The 22150-nt window shown below is 72.5% G+C and carries 25 protein-coding genes and 1 pseudogene; 13 read left to right on the forward strand and 13 right to left on the reverse strand.

Features of this window, described 5'->3' with window-relative positions:
- The first annotated feature begins 45 nt into the window (after positions 1–45).
- The 4 genes from M1L56_RS09990 (at position 46) to M1L56_RS10005 (ending at position 4776) form a co-directional block, all read left to right on the forward strand.
- Positions 46–1278 carry a mechanosensitive ion channel family protein gene (locus tag M1L56_RS09990; protein WP_248599111.1) on the forward strand — a complete coding sequence of 411 codons (1233 nt, stop codon included), beginning with the start codon at positions 46–48 and terminating at the stop codon, positions 1276–1278.
- Positions 1279–1338: 60 nt separating this feature from the next.
- Positions 1339–1779: a Fur family transcriptional regulator gene (locus tag M1L56_RS09995; protein ID WP_197466928.1), complete on the forward strand. Its 441-nt coding sequence runs from the start codon at positions 1339–1341 to the stop codon at positions 1777–1779.
- 127 nt (positions 1780–1906) lie between these two features.
- Positions 1907–3421: a catalase gene (locus tag M1L56_RS10000; protein WP_248599112.1), complete on the forward strand. Its 1515-nt coding sequence runs from the start codon at positions 1907–1909 to the stop codon at positions 3419–3421.
- A gap of 206 nt (positions 3422–3627) precedes the next feature.
- Positions 3628–4776 carry a M14 family zinc carboxypeptidase gene (locus M1L56_RS10005; protein ID WP_248599113.1) on the forward strand — a complete coding sequence of 383 codons (1149 nt, stop codon included), beginning with the start codon at positions 3628–3630 and terminating at the stop codon, positions 4774–4776.
- Between the two features lie 212 nt (positions 4777–4988).
- Here M1L56_RS10005 and purQ read toward each other — a convergent pair whose 3' ends face one another.
- The gene (gene purQ / locus M1L56_RS10010) at positions 4989–5687 is read right to left on the reverse strand and encodes a phosphoribosylformylglycinamidine synthase subunit PurQ (protein WP_067945684.1); all 699 of its coding nucleotides are present in this window, start codon (positions 5685–5687) and stop codon (positions 4989–4991) included.
- Between the two features lie 116 nt (positions 5688–5803).
- Positions 5804–6043, reverse strand: a pseudogene (gene purS, locus M1L56_RS10015) (phosphoribosylformylglycinamidine synthase subunit PurS); the annotation flags it as partial.
- Between the two features lie 91 nt (positions 6044–6134).
- Between purS and M1L56_RS10020 the strand changes: the two are divergent.
- Entirely contained in the window at positions 6135–7439 is a 1305-nt protein-coding gene (locus tag M1L56_RS10020) for a wax ester/triacylglycerol synthase domain-containing protein (RefSeq protein ID WP_248599115.1), read from the forward strand.
- A gap of 3 nt (positions 7440–7442) precedes the next feature.
- Here the strand turns inward: M1L56_RS10020 and M1L56_RS10025 are convergent, their stop codons facing one another.
- The 3 genes from M1L56_RS10025 to M1L56_RS10035 form a co-directional block, all read right to left on the reverse strand.
- The gene (locus tag M1L56_RS10025; protein WP_248599116.1) at positions 7443–7808 is read right to left on the reverse strand and encodes a hypothetical protein; all 366 of its coding nucleotides are present in this window, start codon (positions 7806–7808) and stop codon (positions 7443–7445) included.
- A 63-nt stretch (positions 7809–7871) separates the two neighbouring features.
- Positions 7872–8168 (reverse strand): hypothetical protein, encoded by a 297-nt coding sequence (locus M1L56_RS10030; RefSeq protein WP_248599117.1) that lies wholly within the window; start codon positions 8166–8168, stop codon positions 7872–7874.
- Positions 8165–8668, reverse strand: coding sequence for a hypothetical protein (locus M1L56_RS10035; RefSeq protein ID WP_248599118.1), 504 nt, complete (start codon positions 8666–8668; stop codon positions 8165–8167). Before M1L56_RS10035 ends, M1L56_RS10030 begins: the two co-directional genes overlap by 4 nt.
- A 177-nt stretch (positions 8669–8845) precedes the next feature.
- On the opposite strand from M1L56_RS10035, the gene M1L56_RS10040 reads away from it, so the two are divergent.
- Both M1L56_RS10040 and M1L56_RS10045 read left to right on the forward strand, forming a co-directional pair.
- Entirely contained in the window at positions 8846–9022 is a 177-nt protein-coding gene (locus tag M1L56_RS10040) for a hypothetical protein (protein ID WP_248599119.1), read from the forward strand.
- The gene (locus M1L56_RS10045; RefSeq protein ID WP_248599120.1) at positions 9022–9273 is read left to right on the forward strand and encodes a hypothetical protein; all 252 of its coding nucleotides are present in this window, start codon (positions 9022–9024) and stop codon (positions 9271–9273) included. Before M1L56_RS10040 ends, M1L56_RS10045 begins: the two co-directional genes overlap by 1 nt.
- Here M1L56_RS10045 and M1L56_RS10050 read toward each other — a convergent pair.
- The 3 genes from M1L56_RS10050 to kynA are packed head-to-tail and all read right to left on the reverse strand — an operon-like array spanning position 9270 to position 12458.
- A complete protein-coding gene (locus tag M1L56_RS10050; protein ID WP_231878508.1) occupies positions 9270–10493 on the reverse strand; it encodes a kynureninase in 1224 nt (407 codons plus the stop codon). The two genes, M1L56_RS10045 and M1L56_RS10050, sit on opposite strands and share 4 nt — an antisense overlap.
- Positions 10494–10524: 31 nt before the next feature.
- Positions 10525–11568, reverse strand: coding sequence for an amidohydrolase family protein (locus tag M1L56_RS10055; protein ID WP_248599148.1), 1044 nt, complete (start codon positions 11566–11568; stop codon positions 10525–10527).
- Positions 11569–11573: 5 nt separating this feature from the next.
- Positions 11574–12458 carry a tryptophan 2,3-dioxygenase gene (gene kynA / locus M1L56_RS10060; protein WP_248599121.1) on the reverse strand — a complete coding sequence of 295 codons (885 nt, stop codon included), beginning with the start codon at positions 12456–12458 and terminating at the stop codon, positions 11574–11576.
- Positions 12459–12559: 101 nt separating this feature from the next.
- Between kynA and M1L56_RS10065 the strand changes: the two genes are divergently transcribed.
- Positions 12560–12856, forward strand: a complete 297-nt coding sequence (locus tag M1L56_RS10065) for a DUF1905 domain-containing protein (RefSeq protein ID WP_248599122.1) — start codon at positions 12560–12562, stop codon at positions 12854–12856.
- 215 nt (positions 12857–13071) lie between these two features.
- Positions 13072–13713 (forward strand): TetR/AcrR family transcriptional regulator, encoded by a 642-nt coding sequence (locus tag M1L56_RS10070; protein WP_248599123.1) that lies wholly within the window; start codon positions 13072–13074, stop codon positions 13711–13713.
- A gap of 28 nt (positions 13714–13741) precedes the next feature.
- On the opposite strand, the gene M1L56_RS10075 is transcribed toward M1L56_RS10070, so the two are convergent.
- A complete protein-coding gene (locus tag M1L56_RS10075; RefSeq protein WP_248599124.1) occupies positions 13742–14686 on the reverse strand; it encodes a phosphoribosylaminoimidazolesuccinocarboxamide synthase in 945 nt (314 codons plus the stop codon).
- A gap of 54 nt (positions 14687–14740) precedes the next feature.
- Positions 14741–16051, reverse strand: a complete 1311-nt coding sequence (gene purD / locus M1L56_RS10080; RefSeq protein ID WP_067945660.1) for a phosphoribosylamine--glycine ligase — start codon at positions 16049–16051, stop codon at positions 14741–14743.
- A 65-nt stretch (positions 16052–16116) separates the two neighbouring features.
- Here purD and M1L56_RS10085 point away from each other — a divergent pair, with 65 nt between their 5' ends.
- Both M1L56_RS10085 and M1L56_RS10090 read left to right on the forward strand, forming a co-directional pair.
- Positions 16117–16521, forward strand: coding sequence for a sterol carrier family protein (locus M1L56_RS10085; RefSeq protein WP_067945658.1), 405 nt, complete (start codon positions 16117–16119; stop codon positions 16519–16521).
- A gap of 43 nt (positions 16522–16564) precedes the next feature.
- A complete protein-coding gene (locus tag M1L56_RS10090; protein ID WP_248599125.1) occupies positions 16565–17038 on the forward strand; it encodes a hypothetical protein in 474 nt (157 codons plus the stop codon).
- Here M1L56_RS10090 and M1L56_RS10095 read toward each other — a convergent pair.
- Together M1L56_RS10095 and purF are read right to left on the reverse strand one after the other, a co-directional pair.
- A complete protein-coding gene (locus M1L56_RS10095; protein WP_248599126.1) occupies positions 17011–17460 on the reverse strand; it encodes a hypothetical protein in 450 nt (149 codons plus the stop codon). The two genes, M1L56_RS10090 and M1L56_RS10095, sit on opposite strands and share 28 nt — an antisense overlap.
- 68 nt (positions 17461–17528) lie before the next feature.
- Positions 17529–18986, reverse strand: coding sequence for an amidophosphoribosyltransferase (gene purF / locus M1L56_RS10100; protein WP_248599127.1), 1458 nt, complete (start codon positions 18984–18986; stop codon positions 17529–17531).
- Positions 18987–19328: 342 nt separating this feature from the next.
- Between purF and M1L56_RS10105 the strand changes: the two genes are divergently transcribed.
- Together M1L56_RS10105 and M1L56_RS10110 are read left to right on the forward strand one after the other, a co-directional pair.
- Positions 19329–20276, forward strand: a complete 948-nt coding sequence (locus M1L56_RS10105; RefSeq protein WP_248599128.1) for a serine protease — start codon at positions 19329–19331, stop codon at positions 20274–20276.
- 103 nt (positions 20277–20379) lie between these two features.
- The gene (locus tag M1L56_RS10110) at positions 20380–21315 is read left to right on the forward strand and encodes a serine protease (protein ID WP_248599129.1); all 936 of its coding nucleotides are present in this window, start codon (positions 20380–20382) and stop codon (positions 21313–21315) included.
- A gap of 74 nt (positions 21316–21389) precedes the next feature.
- On the opposite strand, the gene M1L56_RS10115 is transcribed toward M1L56_RS10110, so the two are convergent.
- Entirely contained in the window at positions 21390–22121 is a 732-nt protein-coding gene (locus tag M1L56_RS10115; RefSeq protein ID WP_248599130.1) for a glutamine amidotransferase, read from the reverse strand.
- Positions 22122–22150: the final 29 nt, after the last annotated feature.

The raw sequence follows: 22150 nt of genomic DNA on the forward strand, positions 1-22150 counted from the left end.
CTCGTCGGCAGCCTACGCTGGGCCTCGACCGGAGGGAGTCTCCACATGCCCGACACCGCCACCTGGCCGCCCGGAGCCGTCCTCGCGATCGCGCTGCTCGCGGTCGCGGCATCCGTCTTCGTCGTCTCGGCGATCGCCTCGCTCGTGGTGCGTGCGGTCGCGCGGCGTCGCAGTTCGGCGAACATCCTGATTCGGCGGGCGCGCTGGCCGTTCCGCACGGTGCTCCTCATCGGCGGCATCGCGATCGCGATCGCCCTCGCCTTCCCGGACGAGCCGTGGCGGCCGGTCTTCGACCACGCCGTGCTCATCGCGCTCATCGGCGCCGGCGCGTGGCTCGTGGCGCAGGTGCTGCTGTTCCTCGCCGACGTGGGCGAACGCCGGTACGACGTGGGCGTCGCCGACAACCGGGTGGCCCGCAAGGTGCACACGCAGCTGCAGGTCGTCCGCCGGCTCGTGGTGGTCGTCGTCGCGCTCGTCGCGATGGGGGCGATCCTGCTCACGTTCGACGGCGTGCGCGCGGTGGGCGCGAGCCTGCTGGCCTCGGCCGGCATCGCGTCGATCGTCGCCGGTCTCGCGGCGCAGTCGGTGCTCGCGAACGTGTTCGCGGGCGTCCAGCTGGCGTTCTCCGAGGCGATCCGCGTCGATGACGTGGTGGTCGTCGAGGGGGAGTGGGGCCGCATCCGCGAGATCACGCTCACGTACGTCGTGGTGATGACCTGGGACGAGCGGACGGTCGTGCTGCCGTGCACCTACTTCACGACGAAGCCGTTCCAGAACTGGACCAAGTACGGCAGTGCGCTCATCGGCTCGGTCGAGCTCGACGTCGACTGGCGGGTGTCGACCGACGCCATGCGGGAGGAGCTCGACCGCGTGCTCGACGGCACCGACCTCTTCGACGGGCGCACGAAGGTGCTGCAGGTCACCGAGGCGACCGGCGGGCTGGTGCGCGTGCGCGTCCTGGTCAGCGCGGCCGATTCGGCCGCCCTGTGGGACCTGCGCTGCCTCGTGCGCGAGGAGCTCGTGGAGTGGGTGCGCGACCAGGACCGCGACGCGCTGCCCCGCCAGCGCGTCCTCCTCGGCGAGGCCGGCGAGGCGACGACCGACGAGGGGCGGGCGGATGCCGCGCCGCGGGCCCGACGCCCCGACGACGCCGCGCCGCGCGAGCGCGCCGGGCTCTTCTCGGGCAGCGATGAGGGCGAGCAGCGCGCGTCGGAGTTCACGGCTGCGATCCCGGTCGTCGAGCCCGGCGCCGAGGACCCCGACGGCGCCCGTCGCTGAGCAGAGGTGCGCATGCCTCAGTTGTTTTGATCCATTCAAAACAACTGCTAGGTTCGAGGCATGGCGACCGCGATGCACCGAGACGAGGCCGAGGCGCACCTGCGCGCCGCCGGGCTCAAGGTGACCGCACCGCGCCTGGCCGTGCTCGAGGCCGTCACCGGCAACGGGCACCTCGACGCCGACGCGGTGCACGCCCGCGTGGTCGACGCCCTGCCCGGCACGCCGCTGCAGTCGGTCTACAACGTGCTCGGCGCCCTGCACGGCGCCGGTCTCCTGCGCCGCATCGAGCCCGCCGGCTCTGCCGCCCTCTACGAGAGCCGCATCGGCGACAACCACCACCACGTGGTGTGCACGCGCTGCCACGCCGTCGCCGACGTCGACTGCGTCGTCGGCGAGGCGCCCTGCCTCGTGCCGTCCACCGCGGGCGGCTTCGCCATCCACACCGCGGAGGTCACCTTCTGGGGCCTCTGCGCCGACTGCCAGCGGGAGGCCACCGGCTAGTCCGGCGGCATCCGCTCGCCCCGGCGCCCCTGCGCGCCGACCGCCCGACCGGGGCGGTGCTCGTCGTGCCCGCACGTCCTGTCCCGACCCGGCCGCGGCATCCGTTCACCGAAGAGAGAAGGACGACATGTCGAACCACGCGAACCCGCCCGTCACGACCACGCAGACGGGCACGCCCGTCGCGAGCGACGCGCACTCGCTCACCGTCGGCGCCGACGGCGCCACGGTGCTGCACGACCGGTACCTCGTCGAGAAGCTCGCGCAGTTCAACCGCGAGCGCATCCCGGAGCGCATCGTCCACGCGAAGGGCGGCGGCGCGTTCGGCCGGTTCGAGGTCACCCACGACGTGTCCGCCTACACGCGCGCCGCGCTCTTCCAGCCGGGCACCGAGGTCGAGACGCTGCTGCGCTTCTCGTCCGTCGCCGGCGAGCAGGGCTCGCCCGACACCTGGCGCGACGTGCGCGGCTTCTCGCTGAAGTTCTACACGACCGAGGGCAACTACGACATCGTCGGCAACAACACCCCCGTGTTCTTCATCCGCGACGCCATCAAGTTCCCCGACTTCATCCACTCGCAGAAGCGCCTGCCGGGCTCGGGCCTGCGCGACGCCGACATGCAGTGGGACTTCTGGACCCTCTCGCCCGAGTCGGCCCACCAGGTCACCTACCTCATGGGCGACCGCGGCCTGCCGAAGTCGTGGCGCGAGATGCAGGGCTACGGCTCGCACACCTACCAGTGGATCAACGCCGCGGGCGAGAAGTTCTGGGTCAAGTACCACTTCCGCTCCCAGCAGGGCGACCTCCACCTGGACGCCCCGACCGCCGAGGCCATCGCGGGTGCCGACGCCGACTTCTACCGCCGCGACCTCTACGACGCCATCGAGCGCGGCGAGTTCCCGAAGTGGGACCTGCACGTGCAGGTCATGCCGTACGAGGACGCGAAGACCTACCGCTTCAACCCGTTCGACCTCACCAAGGTGTGGCCGCACGGCGACTACCCGCTGATCCCCGTCGGCACGCTCACGCTCGACCGCAACCCGCAGAACTTCTTCGCCGAGATCGAGCAGGCCGCGTTCTCGCCGGCGAACACGGTGCCGGGCATCGCGATCAGCCCCGACAAGATGCTCATGGCGCGCGTCTTCAGCTACCCCGACGCGCAGCGGTACCGGGTGGGCACGAACTACAACCAGTTGCCGGTGAACGCGCCGCACGCGGCATCCGTGCACAACTACTCGCAGGACGGCGCGGCGCGCTACCACTTCAACGCGCCCACCGCGCCGGTGTACGCGCCGAACTCGTTCGGCGGACCGGTCGCCGACGCCGCGATCGCGGGCGAGGGCGGCTGGGAGGCCGACGGCGAGCTCGTGCGCACGGCGTACACCCTGCGCGCCGAGGACTCGGACTTCGGCCAGGCCGGCACCCTCTACCGCGACGTGTTCTCGGCGGAGGCGAAGGCGCGCTTCCTGGAGACGCTGTCGGGCCAGGCGCACGCGATCACGATCGACGAGATCCGCGAGCGGTTCTTCCGGTACTGGACGAACGTCGACGCCGAGCTCGGCACCTCGCTGCGCGAGGCGTACGCCCGCGGCGTGAACGCCGAGGCTCCGCAGCAGCCCGACGCCGACGAGGACGCCGCGGCCTAGTCGCGGATCCCGGTTCGTCCGCTCCGCGCCGATTGTTGGACGATCGGTGCGGAGCGGACGGTCGACTCCGGACGCGCGGCTCTTGCCCCCACGCCGACCGCGTCCGTAGGCTCGGGCCCACGTCCTTGGGAAAGCCTCTTCCGGGTGGCCGTCCCGAGGACGCGTGCCGCCTTCACCGGCACGTCCGTTCCATGGGGGAGTCAACGATGACCTACGGCCCGAAGCCACCGCACCGCCACCGCCGCACCACCGCCATCGCCGCCGCCGCGGCGTTCGCCGTCGCCATCCCGTTCACCTCGGGCGGGCCGGCGCTCGCCGGGCCCAACTTCCCGTCGCCCGAGGGCAACACCAACATCTCGAGCATCGTCACCTACGACGACCTGATCACCCAGCTCGAGCGCCTCGAGAAGACCTCGCGCTTCGGCGTCGACGTGTTCACCCTCGCCGAGGTGGGCACCGCCGTCTCGACCTCCGAGCAGGGCCGCGACCTCTACGTCGCGACCGTCGGCGAGGGCGACGAGCACGTGTGGCTGCAGGGCCGCATCCACGGCAACGAGCCGTACGGCACCGAGTCGCTGCTCGCCGTGCTGAAGGAGATGGGCACCAACGGGTCGCCCGACTGGCAGCTCCTCCGCGACACGTACACGTTCCACGTGATCCCGATGTACAACCCCGACGGCTCGGAGCTGAACATCCGCCAGACCGTGCTGCAGGACGGCACGTCGAAGCGGATCGACCTCAACCGCGACTGGGGCGTGGGCAAGTTCGAGGCCGCCGAGTCCGAGGCCTTCTACGAGTACTGGACCATGGTCGACCCGGCGTTCGCCATCGACATCCACCACCAGGGCCTCAAGCGCGAGTACGGCACCGGCGACGACGTCACCCTGTCGCTCGGCATCTCGCTCGCGCCCGGCGGCCCGACGCTGCCCGGCATCGAGGGCGGCGCGTACGACGTGCTCACCCGCCAGATGCACGTGCACGTCTACGACGAGCTGCAGAAGGCCGGGTACATCAACATGGACCGGTACCAGGTCGGCGGAAGCCTCGAGATCGACATCAAGGGCGGCGTCGTGTCGGCCATGATGCTCGGCCTCGACCACGACGGGCTCAACCCCGAGGGGCACAGCAACCCGGCGATCTTCTTCGAGACCAGCGGCAACACGAGCGACGGCAGCCTCGGCCAGAAGGCGCGCGGCAAGTCGATCCGCCAGAACGTGCTGGCGCTGACCGAGCTGCTGGTCGGCATGGCCACCGGTGAGGTGCAGCAGGAGGACCCGGCGCGCTGGGACGAGATCCCGCACGCGCCCGTCACCGGCTACCAGACCGACACCGGCGTCATCCCGATCGGGTACTGAGTCCCGGTCCGACGAGGGGCGGGGTGGCCGGCGGCCACCTCGCCCCCTTCCCGTCTCCGGGAAGGGCGTCGGTCGCGGCGGGCGCCGTCGACGCGCCGCGAGGGGACGCGACACGCCGCGCGAGCCCGCAGGGCCGCGGCGTGTCGCGTCCCCTCGGAGAGCGAACGAGTCCGACGTCGCGGGCGCGGCGCGGCGGGGGAAGGCCGGAGCGGCTACGCCTCGACGAGTGAGCGGCGCACGACGCTCGCGAAGAACCCGAGCCCGTCGACGCCCGACCGCATCGCGGCCGCGGTGTCGGGGCCGAAGCCGGGCTCGACCGCGTGCTCGGGGTGCGGCATGAGGCCGACCACGTTGCCGCGCTCGTTCGTGATGCCCGCGATGTCGCGCAGCGACCCGTTGGGGTTCACGCCGACGTAGCGGAACACCACGCGACCCTCGCCCTCGAGCCGGTCGAGCGTCTCCTCCGACGCGATGAAGCCGCCCTCGCCGTTCTTCAGCGGGATGGTGATCTCCTGGCCCTTCGCGAACTCGGTGGTCCACGCGGTGTCGTCGTTTTCGACGCGCAGCACCTGGTCGCGGCAGATGAACGCGCCGTGGTCGTTGCGGATGAGTCCGCCCTCGAGCAGGTGCGCCTCGGTGAGCATCTGGAAGCCGTTGCAGATGCCGAGCACGGGCATGCCCCGGTTCGCCGCGTCGACGACCTCGGTCATGATCGGGCTGAGCGAGGCGATCGCGCCGCACCGGAGGTAGTCGCCGTAGCTGAACCCGCCGGGCAGGATGAGCGCGTCGACGCCCTCGAGGTCGTGCGAGCCGTGCCAGAGCGCGACGGGCTCGCCGCCCGCGAGGCGCACCGCGCGCTGGGCGTCGCGGTCGTCGAGCGAGCCGGGGAACGTGATGACGCCGATGCGCATGCGGGGGCCTCCGTGGGTCTCGGTCAGTGGGTCTCGCCCGCGGGCGCTTCGTACCCGTCGTGGTGAGCGGATGCCGCATCGGCGGCCTCGGCCGCGAGCTCGGCGTTCGACTGCTCGTAGTGGATGCCGACCACGTCTTCGATGACGGCGTTCGAGAGCACGTTCTCGGCCAGCGCCGCCACCTCGGCCTTGATCGCGTCGTCGATCGGTCCGTCGACGGTGAGCTCGAACCGCTTGCCCACCCGGACCCCGGTGATCGACCCGTGCCCGGTGCGGGCGAGGGCGCCGGCGACGGCCTTCCCCTGGGGGTCGAGCAGTTCGGCCTTGGGCATCACGTCGACGACGATGGTGGGCACAGCGGTGCTCCGTTCGGTGGGGACGGTGAGGGTCGCTCCGATTCTACCGGGCGCCGACCCCGCCGGTCGTCGCCGGTCGTAGACTGCGGCGATGGGGGAGGTGGGCGTGCGGCACGAGCCGCTCTCACCGGCCGACGCGTCGAACATCGTGATCGACGCGCCGGACCAGGTCAACGCGTTCCTCATGGCGGGCCTGCTGGCTCCGGGCGGCGTCGTCGCCTCCGACGGGACGGTCGACCTGGCGGTCCTGCGAACCCGATTCGCCGCGCGCCTCCCGCGGGAGGCGCGGCTGTCGCAGCGCGTCGCCCGGGAGGGTCGACGCCTGGTGTGGGTCGAGGCCGCGGTCGACCTCGACCGGCACGTCCGGCTCCTGGACGCCGTGGACGGTCCGGCGGGCTTCGAGGCCCTGTGCGCGCGCCTCATGATCACCCCGATGTCGATGGACCGGCCCCTGTGGGAGCTGCTCGTGGTGCCCGGCGCGGCGCCCTCGCGGGTCGGGCTCGTGCTGCGCATCCACCACGCGCTCGCCGACGGCATCGCCGCGGTCCGGCTGGTCGAGGTGCTGCTCGGTGCGGGTGAGGGGCCGACGGATGCCGCGGCGCCGGCCGCGTCGGCGGCGGCCCCGCGCCTGCGTCGCAGCCTGCGCGAACGGTTGCGGACGCTCGGCTCGGGGTGGGAGCGGACGACCGCCGTGTTCCGGCCGGCCCTGCCGCCGACGGTGCTGCTCGGGCGGATCGGGCCGCGACGCGGCGTCGCGTTCGTCGACGCATCGCTCGACGCGCTCGCGCGCGGCGCCGCGACCGCCGGGGGCACCGTGAACGATGCGCTCCTGGCGGCGGCGGTCGCGGCGGCGGAAGCCGAGCTGCGGGAGCGCGGCGAGCCGGTGCCGCCCGCCGTTCCCGCGAGCGTGCCGGTCGCGCTCGCCGACCGGGGTCGGTCCGGCAACGCCGTGGGCGTCATGCTCGTCCCCCTGCCGACCGGAGAACCGAACCCGTCGACGAGGGTGCGGCGGATCGCCGAGCTGACTCGGGCGCGGAAGGCGGACGCGCGGTCGCGCGGGTCCTACGAGCTCACCCGTACCCGGTTCGGCGCGGTGCTGTTCCGCCGACTGGTGCGGTACCAGCGGCTGATCGCGATGTTCGTGACGAACGTGCCGGGGCCGCGGCATCCGCTCGCCGTCGCGGGCGCCCCGCTCGAGCGGGCGTGGCCACTCGCGCCCATCCAGGGCAACGTCCGCCTGGGGGTGTCGGCGCTGTCGTACGACGGGCGACTCCACTGCGCCGTGCACTGCGACGCGGACGCCGTGTCGGCGCGGGTGTTCGGCGACGCGCTCCGGGCCGAGCTCGACCGGATCGCCGCACTCGACGGGATGCCGGGCCCTGCCGTCGGCGGGTGAGGATCAGCGCCGGAAGATCGCACGCGCGATGGCGCCGACGCCCACGAGGAGCGCGATGCCCGCCGCGACGGCCACGCCGAGCACGAGGGCGGGGTTCTCGCGGTACTTCTCCTCGAGCCAGTCCGACGCGTCCTCGAAGAGGTCCTCGGCGTCGTCGAGCGCGTCGACCGCGACCGCACGCGCCTGGCTGGCCGCATCTGAGAGCGCCGCGGCCCCGCGTTCCGCCGCGTCCGCCGCGGCGTTCCGCATGGCCTCGAGCGACGCGTCGGCTTCGCGTGCGGCCCGATCGGCCGCGGCCTTGGCCTCGTCGACGGCCGCCTCCACCCGCTCGTCGAGCTCGTCGCTCGGCTGGTTCGTCGCATCCGTCATGGACCCGTCCCTTCCATCGGAGCGTTCACGCCGACCCGGGGTCGGCGTGGTGATCCGGCCATGCTACGCGCGTCCGCCGACGCCGTGGTCCTTCGAGGCGTCGTCGGCGACGACGCCGTCCTCCGTGGTGGGCAGCTCGCGCAGCTCCGGTCCGCCGTGCGCCGCCGGGTCGTCGTGCTCCTCGGCGTCGCCGTCCGCCGCGGCCGTGTCCATCGACATCACCGGCTGCTTGGGGTCGGGCGAGGCGCTGCCCGGGCGACCGTACGACCCGGTGCTGCCGGTGGAGGTGCCGGTGCCCTCGGTGCCGTCCGTGCCGCCCATGCCGTCGGATCCGTCGACGGCCCGGCCGTCGCCGCTCATCGACGCCGTCCGAGCGCTCGCGCGATGGTGCCGAGGACGACGAGCCCCGCCACCGCCGCGCCGATCACGACGCCGGGCCGGCGCCGGTACTCCTCCTTGACCTTCTCCGACCATTCGCCCGTGACGCGCTTGGCGTCCTCGGCGAACTTGTCGAGGTCGGCGCTGTCGGCGGCCTCGCGAAGCTTCGCGGCCGCGGTGCGGGCGGCTTCGGCCGCCGCATCCGTCGCCTTGCCGATCGGCGTGCCCGACGGGGCGCCGACCGAGTCGACGGCGTCGCGGTCACCGCTGTCGACGTCCTCGCCGGGGCCGGCGGGCGCCGCGGTCGAACCCTTCGAACCCTTCGAACCCGTCGAACCCGTCGAACCCGTCGAACCCGTCGATCCCGAAGTGGTCGTCCCGGTCACCGATTCCGAGCCGATCGGCGGCGTCGGGGGCATCGTGGTCGAGTCCTCGGCTCCCGAGGCTCCGGCGTCGGTGCGTGTCGTCTTCTCGTCGCTCATGCTCGTCGCTCCTTCGGTCGAGGCGTCCGCGGATGCTGCGAAGCGCCACCGGAGCAGTCTCGTCCGTCCGGCCGGTGAGGTCGAGGCCGTTGACACGTCGGCGGACACCGCGTAACGACGCCCGTGCACCCCGTTCGGGGGTGGCGGGCGACCCGGTGGGCGAGGATCATCCGCCCTATGACCCTCACCGCGCAGGTCCTCGCCGGGCTCATGGCGCTGACCCTGATCGTGGTCGGCGCGCTCGAGACCTTCTTCTTCCGCAGCGCGGCGCTCTACCCGATCTTCCTCATCGACCGGGCGAGTACGATGCCGTCGCCCTCTGGACTCGCAACGTCGGCGTGTACAACATGCTGATGGGGATCGCGACCGTCATCGGGATCGCCCTCGTGCGGCGCGGGCAGGTGGCGGCGGGTCGGGCGCTCGTGCTCGCCTTCGGCGGCATGCACGTGGTGCTGGGACTGATGCTGCTGTTGACGGCTCCGGAACTCTGGCTTTCGGCACTGTCCGAATCCGGACTCGCGCTCGCGGTGGTGGTTGCGGTGCTCGCGGGCGACCGCCGCGCCGGCCGTGAACGCCACCGTGCCGACGCGTCCCGCGCGACCTAACCCAGCCCCGCGCGCTCGGCGAGGACCTCGCGGAGCACCTCGCGCGTGACGTCGAGGCCGCGATGCACCTCCTCGAAGCTCGTCGAGAGCGGCGCGAGCCCGATGCGCAGCCCGCCGACGTCGCGATAGTCGGGGATCACGTCGCGCTGCCAGAGTCGCGCCGTGACCTCGCGCATCGCCTCGTGCTGCAGGATCACGTGGCCGCCGCGCTCCTCGGGGTCGCGCGGCGAGCCGACCGTGACGCCGAGCGGCGCCAGCCACTCGTCGGCGAGGTCGATCGCGAACTCGGTGAGCGCGACCGACTTGGCCCGGATGGCGGGCATGCCCGCGTCCTCGATCATGCTGAGCGTCTCGCGCATCGCGATCATCGCCGAGATCGGCGAGGTGCCGCTGACGAAGCGACGGATGCCGCTCGCGGGCACGTACTCCGGCCCCATGGCGAACAGGTCGGCCGTGCCGAACCAGCCCTGGATCGGCTGCCGCAGCAGGCGGTGCAGGTCGTCGCGCACGTAGGCGAACGCGGGCGAGCCGGGTCCGCCGTTGAGGTACTTGTACGTGCAGCCGACCGCGAGGTCGAAGTCCCAGAGGTCCGCGTGCACCGGCACCGATCCGGCCGAGTGGCAGAGGTCCCACAGGACGAGCGCGCCGCTGTCGTGCGCGATGCGGGTGAGCTCCGGGGCGTCGGCGAGGTACGCCGAGCGGTACGAGACGTGGTTGAGCACCACGAGGGCGGTCTTCGGGCCGACGGCCTCGGCGAGCTGCTCGGAGGTCACGCCGCGCGTGAGGTCGACGTCGATCCAGCGGAGGCGGCATCCGGTCTCGTTCGCGATGCCCTCGAGCACGTACCGATCGGTGGGGAAGTTGTCGCGATCGACGACGATCTCGCGACGCTCGGGGTCGCGCGCGAGCTGCGCGTCGACGGCGGCCCGCGCGAGCTTGTAGATGAGCACCGTCGTCGAGTCGCCGATCACCGTCTGGCCCGCCTTGGCCTGGATGACCGCACGGCCGATCTGGTCGCCGATCTCGTACGGCAGGTTCAGCCAGGACTCGTCCCAGCCGCGGATGAGGCGCCCGCCCCACTCCTCGCGCATGAACGCGGCGACGCGGTCGATCGCCGACGCCGGCGGCCGGCCGAGCGAGTTGCCGTCGAAGTAGACGAGGTCGGTGTCGGCGCCGACGAAGCGCTTGCGGTGGTGCGCGAGGCCGTCGGAACGGTCCATGCGTCGGGCGTAGGCGAGCCGGGGGTCCATGTCAGCGGGGCTCCAGTTCCTCGGTGGGGACGATCCGGGCGGTGGCGAGCCACGCGGCGAACGGCTCGGGCTCGGCGAGGTCGGCGCCCGCGGGCGCCGGGTCGGGCACGAACGTGGCCACGCCCGCATCGGTCCAGTCGGCGGTGCGCTCGGGCCACGGGTCGGCGAGCGCGGCGATGACGGCGGATGGCGCGAGCCCGGCACGCACGAGCGCGGCGACCTCGTCGGCGTTCACGCCGGGGGAGAGATCGCCGTTCCCGAGGTCGGTGCCGTAGAGCACGCGGCCGCCGGCGGCGTGGAAGCGGCGCAGGTTGTCGATGGCGACCTCGGCCGCCGCCGCGTCGTCGCGCACGTGGATCGCGAGGGTCGAGATCCACGCCTGCCCGCCGGCGACCGCGGCGGCGACGAGGGCGTCGTCGAGCCGTTCCGTGAACGGCGTGTGCACGAGCACGTCGACGCCCGCCTCGATGGCGAGCGCGGCCATGCCCGCACCCTCGGCGTGGGCCGCGACGGGCAGCCCGCGGCTCCGGGCCGCCGCGAGGACGGCGTCGAGGGTCGGACGGTCGAAGACCGCCCCGGCGGACGCGTTCAGCGCCACTTTGACGACGGAGGCCCCGAACCGGTGCTGCTCGTCGACCGCGGCCTCGATCGGCCCGGCGAGCGCCCGGTGCTCGAGCGCCGCATCGCCCGCGCCCTCGGCCGCGCCGACGAGCCGGAGCTCGCGGACGCTGCCCTCGGGGGCCCACGACCGGCCGGCCGGGTAGCCGCCCGGCGCCGTGAGGAACGCCCCCGCGTACCTGACGTGCGGCAGGCCCTCGGTGCGCGCGATCGTCGCGATCGCACCCGGGTCGGCGCCGAGATCGACGGCCGCGGCGACGCCGCGCGCGACCGCGGCATCCGGATCGGTCAGCTGCAGGTGCACGTGGTGGTCGACGAGCGGCGGCAGCATCGTGCCGGTCTCTCCCGGGTGGTCGCCGTTCAGCGAGCGGCGCACGCGTCGCGCAAGCGGTCCGAGGGCGTCCGAGGTGCCGGCGGCATCCGTCATCGCGGTCACCCCGGGATCTCGGTGCGGACGGCGAACAGCTCGGGGAAGAACGTGAGCTCGAGCGCTCGCCGCAGGAACGGCGCGCCGCTGGAGCCGCCGGTGCCGGTCTTCGAGCCGATGATGCGCTCGACGGTCTTGAGGTGCCGGAACCGCCAGAGCTGGAAGTTGTCCTCGAGGTCGACGAGCTCCTCGCACGTCTCGTACGCCGACCAGTGGCGGTCGGGATCGGCGTAGATTGCGGCGAACACGGGCACGAGCTCGGGCCGGAAGGTCCAGGCTTCGGTGACGTCCCGCTCGAGCACCTCGGCGGGGATGTCGTATCCGGCGCGCGCGAGCAGCCGCAGGAACTCGTCGTAGATGCTCGGCGACTCGAGGGCGTGGCGCAGGATGGCGGTCGCCGAGGCATCCGCGTCGAAGACCTGCATCATCCGGGCGTTCTTGTTGCCGAGCACGAACTCGACGGTGCGGTACTGGTAGGACTGGAACCCGCTCGCGTTGCCGAGCACGCCGCGGAACTGCGCGTACTCGGTGGGCGTGAGCGTGGCGAGCACCGACCACTGCTCGGTGAGGGTCTTCTGGATGTGCTTGACGCGTGCGATGCACTTCAGCGCGGGGGCGAGCTCGTCGGCGCGCATGAGGTCGCGTGCGGTCTCGAGCTCGTGCAGCACGAGCTTCAGCCAGAGCTCGGTGGTCTGGTGCTGGATGATGAACAGCAGCTCGTCGTGGTGCTCGGGCCGCGAGATGGGGCGCTGGGCCGAGAGCAGCGTGTCGAGGTCGAGGTAGCCGCCGTAGCTCATCCGGTCGCTGAAGTCGGTGACGACGGATGCCTCGATCCGCCGCGTGTTCGCCTCGACCCCGTCGTCGGCGAGCTGCTCGTCGTGTGCTGCCACCCGGCCAGCCTAGCCAGCGGGCCGGTCGCGCCGTCAGGGCCGTCGGGACGCTCGGGTCCGGGACTCCGGACGGGTCGGAGGGCGCGGGTAGGGTCGGCGCCATGGAGGAGACCTACCGGTTCACGAGCGAGCTCTACCGGTGGAGCGAGCGGGCGTCCGACACCTGGTACTTCGTGGACGTGCCCGAGGAGGAGTCCGACGAGATCCGCGACCGACCCCGGATGCCGCGCGGGTTCGGTTCGATCCGCGTGGAGGCGACGATCGGCGGCACGACGTGGCGCACCTCGATCTTCCCCGGCCGCGAGCGGTACGCGCTCCCCGTGAAGCGCGCCGTGCGCGAGGCCGAGGGGGTCGAGCCGGGCGAGCCGGTGGAGGTCGTCATCCGCACGCTCGACTGATCCCGTTCGGGACGACGCGGCGGATGTTCCCCCGGGCAGTGGGCTGCCCGCCATCCGCCGCGTCGCGGTTCGCCACGTGGGCGAGCGTCCCCCGGTTCGGGTACCAAGCGGAGGATGCTGTCCGAATACTACCTGCCGGCATCGGGGGAGCCAAGCCCCACGGCGCGGGCACAAGGGCCCGAAGGACTCGCAGGCGACGGGCGTAGATTGTGGTCGTGGAATCCCCCGTGACGATGCGCAGGGATGCGCGACGCAATCGCGAGCGCCTCATCGTCGAGGCGAAGCGACTCTTCGCCGAGCGCGGCGTCGACGCCCCGCTCGACGAACTCGCCAACCGGGCCGAGGTGGGCGCCGGCACGCTGTACCGGCACTTCCCGTCGAGGGACGCGCTCATCCGCGCGTTGTACGACGACGGCGTCGCCGAGCTCCACGCGTACGGTCCCCGGATCCTCGAGGCGCCGACGGGCTGGCAGGCCGTCGAGCGCTGGCTCGAACTCCTCTCGGGCTGGCTCGCCGAGCGCCCGTACATCCCCGGCATCATGCGCCGCATGGCCGAGATCGAGCCCGACCACCGTCCGGGCATGGAGTTCCAGGCGCTCATGGACGGCATCGTCGAGCGGGCCAAGGCTGAGGGGTCGCTCCGGCCCGACGTGACCGCGGTCGACCTCAGCATCCTCGTCGACATGCTCGGCTCGCTCGGACAGTACGGCGGTGCGTACCTCCCGTACTGGCGCCGTCAGCTCACGGTCGTGATCGACGGCCTGCGGGCCCGGCCGGATGCCACGCCCCTGCCCGGGGTCGCGCTCGAATTCGATGCGTTCCACGACATGTCGCACCGGAAGCGCCCGGCCGACTAGCGGGGCGCCCGAGCCGCGCGAGCCGCGCTCAGAGCGCCTGCGTCAAGCGCTCCACGAGCGCGCGATACCGCGCCGCCGTCTGCTCGACGACCTCGGCCGGCAGGACGGGCGGTTCCTCGGTCTCGTCCTGGTTCCAGTTCGCGGCGAGCCAGTCGCGCACGATCTGCTTGTCGAAGCTCGCCATCCGCACCTCGGGCGTCGGGCCGGTCAGGTACGCCTCGAGGTCCCAGTAACGGCTGGAGTCGCTCGTGAGCACCTCATCGGCCAGGGTCACGATGCCGAGTTCGCGGTCGGCCCCGAACTCGAACTTCGTGTCGGCGAGGATCAGCCCGCGCTCCTCGGCGACCTCCGAGGCGTGCGCGAACACCGACAGCGAGAGCGCACGCAGCTGCTCGGCGACGGTCTCGCCGACGAGCTCGACGGTGCGCTCGTACGTGATGTTCTCGTCGTGCTGGCCCAAGGGGGCCTTCCACGCCGGGGTGTAGATCGGCTCCGGCAGCCGGTCGCCGTCGGCGAGGCCCTCCGGCAGGCGGATGCCGGCGATTCCACCGGTCTCGACGTACTCCTTGTACCCGCTGCCGGTGAGGTACCCGCGCACGACGCACTCGATCGGGAACATGTCGAGCGCGCGGCAGAGCATCGCACGGTCGGCCACCTCGGCCGGCACGGCCGGAAGGTCGCGGTACCGGTCGTCCTCGGCGTAGGCGAGGTGGTTCGGCACCTCGGGCAGGCGGTCGAACCACCAGCGCGTGAGCGAGGTGAGCAGCGCTCCCTTGCCGGGGATCGCGGGTTCCAGCACGTGGTCGAACGCGCTCACGCGATCGCTCGCGACCACGAGCACCACGGGCGAGAGCGACATCGGGTCGCCCGTCCAGGTGTCGTCGTCGGTCATGAGCACGGTGGGCACGTACAGGTCGCGCACCTTGCCCGAGTAGACGTGCGTCCAGCCGTCGAGTCCGTTCGCGTCGGTCATGGCCGTCTCCTCCTCGTCACGGATGCCGCAGCCCGGCGGGTGCGGCGAACCTCGTCAGTCCGCGACGCGCGCGGCGATGTCGGTGCGGTACTGGCCGCCTTCGAGACGCAGGTGGCCGATCGCCTCGTACGCGCGGCGGCGCGCCTCGGCGAATCCGTCGCCGACGGCGACGACGTTGAGCACGCGCCCGCCCGTGGCGATGAGGTGCGGCTCGGTGTCGTCGGCGGTCGAACCGACGGCGGTCGCGGCGTGGGCGACGTGCACCCCGGGCACGGATGCCGCATCCAGGAGCCCGTCGATCCGTCGGCCGGTCTCGGGCGACTCGGGGTACCCCTCGCTCGCGAGCACGACGGTGACCGCGGCATCCGGACGGAACTCTGGGCGCGGCTGCTCGGCGAGCCGGCCGGTCGCGGCCGCGTAGAGCAGGCCCGACAGCGGCGTCGCGAGGCGCGGGAGCACCACCTGGGTCTCGGGGTCGCCGAAGCGCGCGTTGAACTCGATGACGCGGATGCCGCGGCTCGTGATGATCAGCCCGGCGTAGAGCAGCCCGATGAACGGCGTCTGCTCCTCGTCGAGGCGGCGGATCGTGGGCAGGGCGATGGTCTCGATGACCTCGTCGACGAAGGCCTGTTCGCTGCCGAAGCGCTCGTCGAGCCAGGGCAGCGGCGAGTAGGCGCCCATGCCGCCCGTGTTGGGGCCCTCGTCGCCGTCGCGGAGGCGCTTGTAGTCCTGGGCGGGCGAGAGGGGCAGCACGTTCGAGCCGTCGGAGAGCAGGAACAGCGAGACCTCGGGGCCGTCGAGGAACTCCTCGACGAGCACCGGCCCCTGCTGCAGGTAGTGCGCGGCGTGGGCGATCGCGGCCTCGCGATCCTCGGTGACGAGGACGCCCTTGCCGGCGGCGAGGCCGTCGGCCTTCACGACGTACGGCGAGCCGACCTCGTCGAGTGCGGCGATCACCTTGGGCAGGGAGTCGACGAGCTCGGCGCGACCGGTCGGCACGCCGGCTGCCTCCATGATGCGCTTGGCGAAGGTCTTCGATCCCTCGAGCTGCGCCGCCGCCTTGGCCGGGCCGAAGGTCGCGATGCCGCGCGTGCGCAGGGCGTCGGCGACGCCGGCGACGAGCGGCGCCTCGGGGCCGATGACGACCAGTTCGATGTCGTTGTCCATCGCGTAGTCGGCCACGACGACCGGGTCGGTCGGGTCGAGCGCGATGGTCTCGACGCTGCCGCGCGCCGACGACGTGGCGGATGCCGCGATGCCCGCGTTGCCGGGCGCGGCCACGATCTCGTGCCCCGCCTCCTCGTCGAGCAGGGCGAGGATGATGGCGTGCTCGCGCGCGCCCGAACCGAGGACGAGGATTCTCACCCCGTCAGGCTACCGGAGCGCCCTCCCGGCGACACGGGCCGTGACATCTGGGGGAGGATGGGCGCATGGCACGCGCGCGGATCGGGGACGACATCGGGAGGGCCGCCGTCGCGGTCGTCGTGCAGGTCGGCGGAGACGGGCTCGCGTCGGGAGAGGCGCCGTCGGTCGACCGCACCACGCTCGCGCTCGCGGTGCGCTACACCCTGCAGTTGCTCGCCGAGCAGGCGCCGGGCGGGTCGGTCGAGGTCCGCGTGCCGCCGTACGGCGCCGTGCAGTGCGTCGAGGGTCCGCGGCACACCCGCGGCACCCCGCCGAACGTCGTCGAGACGGATGCCGCGACCTGGCTCGCCCTCGCGACCGGCCGGCTCGACTGGGAGGGCGCCCGGTCGAGCGGGCGGGTGCACGCCTCCGGGCAACGCGCCGACCTCACCGGCACGGTGCCGGTGATCGACGCCGAGCGGCTCCGCTGACGGCACCCATCCCGCGCTGAGGCGGGTGGGGGAGAATGGCACGGTGACCGATGCGCCGAACCGCCCCGAGCCGACCGACCCCGAGCCGAGCACGCCGGGCGAGCCGACGCGACCGGCGGCGCCGGAGGCATCCGTCGACCGGGTCGTCGCGCCCGAGGCCGACCACCCGCGCGTGGAGCGCATGGAGGTCGAGCCCGAGCCGGGCGAGCACCTCGAGACCGACGTGACGAGCGACGCGGTGACGGTGCGGCGGGCGCCGCGATATCCCGCGTTCATCCTCGCCGGGGTCGCCCTCGGCGTGCTGGTCGCGCTCGTGCTCACGTTCGCGTTCCCCGAGAACGCCGAGTTCGATCGTGGGCAGGTGTTCGGCTTCCTGCTGCTGTGGGCGGGCGCGATCGGCGCCGCGGTCGGCGGTATCGTCGCCCTCCTCGTCGATCGGATGCTCGCGCGTCGGGGCCGATCTGCCGTGGCCGAGCACCAGGACACGCACTACGTCGACGACGACCGCGCGTCCTGAGCCGGCGGGGCCGGTGACGGTCCCGTCCCGCGGGTCCCGAGCAGCATCCGCTCGAACTCGTCCACGCTGCCGCCCGCGAGCTGGAGGTCGGCGCGACGGAGCACCGCGCGCCAGCCTCCCGCCCGATCGCGCGCGAGCACCACGGGCAGCCCGGTCTCCGCGATGACCGCCTGCGCGGCGGCATCCGTCACCTCGTTGCGGTGGGCGAGCGCGAACGGCGCACCGAGCCGGGCGACCATCGCGTCCCACGCCGGCTTGCGCCGCCAGGTGTGGGTGATGTCGCACAGGGCGCACTCCGCGCGACCCAGCAGGTGGCCGATGACATAGCTCACCTCGCCGACCACGCCGCCGTCGGCGTCGTACACGCCGAGGTAGCCGACCGTCGGTGCAGCGGATGCCGCGGCATCCGTCGTCTCGCCCATGACCGCATCGTGCCAGCGCACGCTGGAGAAGCGCCGTGGCCCGGCTGGAAGGACGCCCGGGCTGGGCGTCAGCTGAGCTGGGTGCGCTCGACCCAGTCGAGGTACTCGGGGGTGACCGTGCCCGTCACGTACTCGCCCGTGAAGCACGACAGGTCGAGCTCGCCGATGCCGGTGCCCTCGGTGATCGCCGCCTGGAGGTCGGCGACCTCCTGGTAGATCATGTTGTCGGCGTTCAGCTCGCGCGCGATCTCGGGGATCCGGCGGCCGTGGGCGATGAGCTCGGCGCGGCTCGGCATGTTGATGCCGTAGACGTGCGGGTAGCGGACGGGCGGCGCCGCCGATGTGAAGGTCACCTTGTTGGCGCCCGCCGCGCGGGCCATCTCGACGATCTCCTTCGACGTGGTGCCGCGCACGATCGAGTCGTCGACGATGAGCACGTTCTTGCCGCGGAACTCGGTGCCCATGGCGTTGAGCTTCTGCCGGACCGAGCGCTTGCGCTGCGCCTGCCCCGGCATGATGAAGGTGCGGCCGACGTAGCGGTTCTTGTAGAAGCCCTCGCGGTACTCGATGCCGAGCTTCTGCGCGACCTGCATCGCGGCGGGGCGCGACGAGTCGGGGATCGGCATGACCACGTCGATGTCGCCCTGGTCCATGTGGGTCTCGATGGTGGTCGCGAGCCGGTCGCCCATCCGCAGGCGCGCCTCGTACACCGAGATGCCGTTCATGACGGAGTCGGGTCGGGCGAGGTAGACGTACTCGAACGAGCACGGCACGAGGCGGGGATCCGTCGCGCACTGGCGCGAGATCATCTCGCCGTCGAGGGTGATGAAGATCGCCTCGCCGGGCTCGACGTCGCGCACGACCTGGTAGTCGCCGTTCTCGAGCACGAGCGACTCGGATGCCACGATCCACTCGTCCTTGCCGGCCTCGGTGGTGCGCTTGCCGAGGATCAGCGGCCGGATGCCGAACGGGTCGCGGAAGGCGAGCAGCCCGTAGCCGGCGATCATCGCGATGACGGCGTAGGAGCCCTCGACGCGCTCGTGGACGAGCTCGACGGCGCGGAAGACCTGGTCGGGGTCGAGCTCGAGGCCCGTGATCTGGCCCTGCAGCTCGGTGGCGAGCACGTTGAGGAGCATCTCGGTGTCGCTCGTGGAGTTCACGTGGCGCCGGTCGATGCGGAACAGGTCGACCGACAGCTCGCGCGTGTTCGTCAGGTTGCCGTTGTGCACGAGGATGATGCCATACGGCGCGTTCACGTAGAACGGCTGCGCCTCCTCCTCTCGCTCGGCCGCACCCTTGGTCGTGTAGCGCACGTGCCCGAGGCCCATCGTGCCGAGCAGCGACCGCATGTCGCGCGTGCGGAACGCCTCGCGCACCTGGCCGCGTGCCTTGTGCATGTGGAACACGGAGCCGTCGGCCGTGGCGATGCCCGTCGAGTCCTGGCCGCGGTGCTGCAGGAGCAGCAGGCTGTCGTAGATCTGCTGGTTGACGGGCTCGGTGGAGACGATGCCGACGATGCCGCACATGCGCGCGATGGCTCCTCGTAGGGGTGGGTGGGAGTCCGAGCTGGACGCTCAATCCTCCCACACGCGCGCGTGTGAGCCGGCAGGGCGGATGTCGGTGCTCACCTGAGCATCGGCCTGCGCCAGGATCCGCCGAACACGGCGGCGGCGCAAACGGTGAAGGCTACTGCACGGAAGCGTTCTTGTGCCGACCTTTTCGGGATAGCGGTATCACGCTGTCGGAATCCGCGAAATCGTGACCCCCTTCTACCCCCGAACGGGGGGTGCATGTCAGGCTCACCGCACCGAACACGCCCGGGCCGGAACCCTACCTCCGGCTCGGAACGCCTACAGAAAGGGCAACCGATGAAACGCTCCTTCCGTGCCGGCCTCGCCGGCGTGGCGCTCGTCGCCTGCAGCCTGCTGGCTGCGCCGCTCGCCGCGAACGCCGCACCGCCGGAGGTGCCGCCGGGTGTCGACCGCCGGGCCGTCCCGGCCGCCGAGCAGGCTGCCGCCGCCGAGTACTGGACGCCCGAGCGCATGCGCTCGGCGATCCCCGCCGACGTGCTCCTCCAGGGCAAGCGGGCGACGACGCCCGCACCCGAGGTCGCCGCCGGCGCGCCCGTCACCTACGGCAAGCCCGTCAAGGGAGACGCGCCGCAGCCGAAGGCCACGAACGAGAACCCGGTGCGCAACATCGGCAAGGTCTTCTTCACCCTGAACGGAGCGAACTACGTCTGCTCGGGCAACTCGGTGAGCGCGCCGAACGCCAGCCTCGTCTCGACCGCGGCCCACTGCGTCCACTCCGGACCGGGCGCCTACGCCACCAACTGGGTCTTCGTCCCCGCCTACCAGAACGGCAGCGCCCCGTACGGTCGCTGGACCGCGACGGCGCTCGTCGCTCCGTCGCAGTGGACGCAGAGCGGCGACATGAGCTACGACGTCGCCTTCGCGAAGGTCGCCCCGCTGTCGGGTCGCACCCTCGCCGCGACCGTCGGCTCCACGGCGATTGCCTTCAACCAGGCGCGAGGCCTCTGGTACAAGGCCTACGGCTACCCGGCCGCGTCGCCGTTCAACGGCCAGACGCTCAAGGGCTGCTCGGGCACCGCGACGCAGGACCCGTACCGCCAGACCATGTCGCAGGGCATCCCGTGCGACATGACGGGCGGCTCGTCCGGCGGACCGTGGTTCCTGTCGTCGGGCGCGCAGAACTCGGTGAACAGCTTCGGCTACAACGCCATCCGGAACGTCATGTTCGGGCCGTACTACGGCACGGTGGCGCAGAGCACCTACTCGGCCATCGCGTCCTACTGACGCGATCAGCGGGGCGCCTCGGGACGGGCGCCCCGCTCCCTCCGGGTGCCGAACGCGGCCCGGCACGCCCCGCACCGACCTCCGACGAAAGGACCATCCGTCCATGAAGCTCACCTCCTTCCGCGCCGCCCTCACCGGCGCGGCACTCGTCGCGTGCGGCCTGCTGGCCGTGCCGACCGCGGCCTCGGCCGCACCGCGGACGCCACCGCCCGGGATCGACCAGCGCGCCGTCCCGGCCGCCGAGACGGCCGCGGCATCCTCGTACTGGACCGCGGAGCGCATGCGCGCGGCGATCCCCGCCGACGTCCTGCTCGCAGGGAAGACGGCGTCGACGCCCGCGAGCAAGGTCGCCGCGGGCGCCCCGACGACCTACGGCGCGTCGGCGACCGCGATGGCCGCGGCCGAGGCGCCGGTGTCGAACATCGGCAAGGTGTTCTTCACGCTGAGCGGGAAGAACTACGTCTGCTCGGGCAACTCCGTGAGCGCCGCCAACGCGAGCCTCGTCGCCACCGCCGCGCACTGCGTGCACGGCGGCAAGGGCAAGTACGCGACGAACTGGGTGTTCGTGCCGGCGTACGAGAACGGCAGCGCACCGTACGGCCGCTGGACCGCGACGACGCTCACCGCCCCGACCCAGTGGACGCGCGGCGGCGACATCACCTACGACGTCGCCTTCGCCAAGGTTGCCCCGCTCAACGGCCGCACCCTCTCGGCGACCGTCGGCGCGACGCCCATCGCGTTCAACCAGGCGCGCGGTCTCGCCTACGACGCGTTCGGCTACCCCGCCGCCGCACCGTTCGACGGGCAGACCCTCCAGTCCTGCGCGGGCACCGCGAGCCCCGACCCGTACGGCCAGACGCAGTCGCAGGGGATCCCGTGCGACATGACCGGCGGCTCGTCGGGCGGACCGTGGTTCCTGTCGTCGGGCGCGCAGAACTCGGTGAACAGCTTCGGCTACAACAACATCCCCGACGTGATGTTCGGGCCGTACTACGGCTCGGTCGCGCAGAGCACCTACGCGACTGCCGCCGCGGGCTGACCCACCGAACCGGAGCGCCTCGCACACTCGTCGGTGCGGGGCGCTCCGTCGTGCGCCCGGGAGCGGAGGCCCGGTTACCGCGCGTGCAGTTCCACGAACGTCCGCAGCATCCGACTCGGCTCGGACACCTCGGCGCGACGGGCCGACGCGAGCGTGAGCTCGAGCTCGTCGGCGGCGAAGTAGCCGTGGTCGGCGTAGGCGTGGATGCGCACGATGATGCCGTCGAGGTCGAGCTCCGGGTGGAACTGCGTCGCATAGACGTTCCGGCCCACGCGGAACACCTGCACCGGACACCCCGGCGACGAACCGAGCAGGGTCGCCGCGCCCGGCAGCGTGCGGATCGCCTCCTTGTGCCCCACGAACGCATTGAAGGTGCGGGGCATCCCCGCGAGCAGCGGGTCGGCCCCGCCGGCCTCGGTCAACGTCACCGGCACGACGCCGATGCGCTCGCCGTAGGTGCGGTCGATGGTCGCGCCGATGTGCGCGCCGACCGTGCCGACGCCGTAGCAGGCGCCGAGGAACGGGAAGTCGCGCGCGATGACCCGGTCGAGCAGGCTCGCGAACTCGGCCTCGACCCGGTGCTGCACCGCCGACTTCCGCTCGGGCGGGTCGGACGCGTTGAACGGGCCGCCGCCGACGAAGATGCCCGAGAGCTCGTCGAGGTCGAGGGGCGGCATCCGCTCGGCCTCGAGCCGCACCCGGAGCAGGTCGCGCTCGTCGAGCCCGGTGGCGCGCAGGAAGAGCGCGTACTCCTGGTCGGCGGGCACGTCCTCGGCCCGCGTGGCGAGGAGGACGAACGGCTTCACGGCCCCACGATACGCGCGAGGCGGGGTCC

This window comes from Agromyces sp. C10 (genome assembly GCF_023217995.1).
Taxonomy (GTDB): domain Bacteria; phylum Actinomycetota; class Actinomycetes; order Actinomycetales; family Microbacteriaceae; genus Agromyces; species Agromyces indicus.